The organism is Nitrospirota bacterium (assembly GCA_030645475.1).
Classification (GTDB): Bacteria; Nitrospirota; Nitrospiria; order Nitrospirales; family Nitrospiraceae; genus Palsa-1315.
The window spans coordinates 1-1757 of record JAUSMA010000013.1 but is presented as its reverse complement, the minus strand read 5'-3'; the positions used below and the strand labels follow the sequence as shown (position 1 = coordinate 1757).

The window sequence follows — 1757 nt, the reverse complement described above, 5'->3', positions numbered from 1 at the left end:
GTGCGTTTTCTACACCCTTAAAATTGAACCGTTCCTTCGCTCTCCCAGATGAGCACTTCGGCTCCGGTCGTCCCATCAGCCGTCAATGTCCGTGCTCCTGCCGCCGTGAGTCGCACGGCGTCGCCTTCGTTCAGACGACCGGCCTGCTCCAGCTGCACCGACCCTTTCGCCACGTACAGATGAACGTACGCATTGTCCGGGACGGTCACGGTTTCTCCCGGCTGAAGTCGACCGGCCCAGAGAACCGCTCCCTTCTGGTGAATTGAGATCGCGCTATTGTGTCCCTTGCCGGAGGCAACCGGGACGAGTCCACCCTTCGCAAGCTGCCCGTTGACGTCGAGCTGTTGATAACCGGGGGTAATCCGCCTGGTATCAGGAACGACCCACATCTGAATGAAATGCACATCCTGATCCGCCCGCGGGTTCATTTCAGAATGCCGGATACCGGTACCGGCACTCATGCGCTGGGCAAGTCCCGGATAAAGAATCCCCTTGTTGCCTTCGGAATCTTTATGTTCCAGCTCGCCCTCCAACACCCAGGTAACGATTTCCATATCCTCATGCGGGTGCGTGCGAAATCCCGTACCGGCCTTCACCGTATCGTCGTTGCTCACCAGCAACAGGCCATGATGGGTATTGGCCGGATCGTAGTGGTTCGAAAAACTGAAGCTGTGCCACGAGTCGAGCCAGCTGATCTGGGTGTGGAAACGCTCCTGAGCTCGACGGATATCGACTTTGGTGGACTGTATCCCGATTCCGTTCATGGTTCCGCCTCCTCTCGTAAGTCCTCCACCGCCGCCATCATTTCTTTTCAGACCTTGTCCGCAATGAATCGATCCATTGACCATTTCCCAGCGCCCGTCATGACCAATGCGAGGCCGATACCGATCACCAAGAGATGATACTCATACCCTTCGCCTGCCTGTTTCCCGAACCAGTTCATGAAGAATCCGTTCGGGAGATGCGAGGTGGTGATGGCGCCAAGCATGATCACGATGAAACTCGCCGCCGTGAAGCGCGTCAGCAGCCCGAGCAACAGAGCGATACTGCCGAAGGACTCTCCCACGATCACCAAGAACGCGACGATCCAGGGCAAATGCATGGTCTCCGTGAAGAATCCCATGGTTCCGGCGAATCCGAACCCGCCATACCAGCCCAACAACTTCTGGGCTCCATGCGGGAACATCACCAGCCCAAGCGTCAAACGCAGAATAAGACCGGCCCAGCTATTGTCTGTGTAAAATAATTGCCGCATCACGCACCCCCTTGAATGGTCTAACCGCCTCGTCCGATCGCCGAACATTGCACAGCCCGACATGTCGATTATAATAGTCCTAGTTAGGACAATGTCAATACAGAAAATCCATCCCCTGTTTTCTTTGTAAAATTGTGAGTAGGATCAATCGGTTCGAGTGAGATGGCAGGAAACGGACCGGTGAGAATCAGTCGTGCCGCGATCCTTTCATCGCCCGTTCTACTTCGCGGCTGGCTTCACGCGTCTTGTCGGATTCCCGGCGGTCATGCTGTTTTTTGCCTTTCGCCAACCCGAGTTCGACTTTGGCCAGGCCACGATTGGAGAAATAGATGCGGAGCGGGATGATCGTCAGCCCCTGCTGCTGCGTCTTGACGAGGAGTTTATTGATCTCCTTGCGATGGAGCAGGAGTTTCCTGGTACGGAGCGGTTCATGATTCGAAAGGTTGCCGTGGCTGTACGGACTGATGTGGCAATGGTGAAGAAAGATCTGTCCTTCTCTCAC

The 1757-nt window shown here is 55.4% G+C and carries 3 protein-coding genes; all 3 read right to left on the bottom strand.

Annotated features, from left to right (window positions below):
• Positions 1-17: 17 nt before the first annotated feature.
• On the bottom strand, positions 18-764 hold the full coding sequence (locus tag Q7U76_01855) for a pirin family protein (GenBank protein MDO8355120.1): 747 nt from the start codon (positions 762-764) through the stop codon (positions 18-20).
• Positions 765-811: 47 nt separating this feature from the next.
• Positions 812-1255 carry a DoxX family protein gene (locus tag Q7U76_01850; protein MDO8355119.1) on the bottom strand — a complete coding sequence of 148 codons (444 nt, stop codon included), beginning with the start codon at positions 1253-1255 and terminating at the stop codon, positions 812-814.
• Positions 1256-1442: 187 nt separating this feature from the next.
• A partial coding sequence (gene smpB, locus Q7U76_01845; protein ID MDO8355118.1) for an SsrA-binding protein SmpB occupies positions 1443-1757 on the bottom strand: 315 nt, incomplete at its 5' end.